The organism is Salmonella sp. 32070601201500089SM (genome assembly GCF_017573605.1).
Lineage (GTDB): Bacteria > Pseudomonadota > Gammaproteobacteria > Enterobacterales > Enterobacteriaceae > Salmonella > Salmonella enterica.
Map to the genome: position 1 here is coordinate 1 of NZ_JAGETK010000042.1, position 524 is coordinate 524.

Here is a 524-nt window from a genome sequence, read left to right on the forward strand (position 1 = left end):
GCCAACCTGGTGATGGATATGCCGAAGTCCCTGTGTGCGTTCGGTGGTCTGGATGCGGTAACTCACGCCCTGGAAGCTTACGTTTCCGTACTGGCTTCTGAGTTCTCTGACGGTCAGGCTCTGCAGGCTCTGAAACTGCTGAAAGAAAACCTGCCGGCGTCTTACCACGAAGGGTCTAAAAACCCGGTTGCGCGTGAACGTGTTCACAGTGCAGCGACTATCGCCGGTATCGCGTTTGCCAACGCCTTCCTCGGTGTATGTCACTCCATGGCGCACAAACTGGGCTCTCAGTTCCACATTCCGCACGGTCTGGCGAACGCCCTGCTGATTTGTAACGTTATCCGCTACAACGCGAATGACAACCCGACCAAGCAGACCGCTTTCAGCCAGTACGATCGTCCGCAGGCACGCCGTCGTTACGCTGAAATTGCTGACCACCTGGGCCTGAGCGCGCCGGGCGACCGTACCGCCGCTAAGATTGAAAAACTGCTGGCATGGCTGGAAAGCATTAAAGCTGAGCTGGG

The 524-nt window shown here is 57.1% G+C and carries 1 protein-coding gene; it reads left to right on the forward strand.

The features are described from left to right. Positions 1–524 (forward strand): iron-containing alcohol dehydrogenase (locus J4728_RS23735; RefSeq protein WP_208212526.1); only part of this gene is annotated, 524 nt, incomplete at both ends.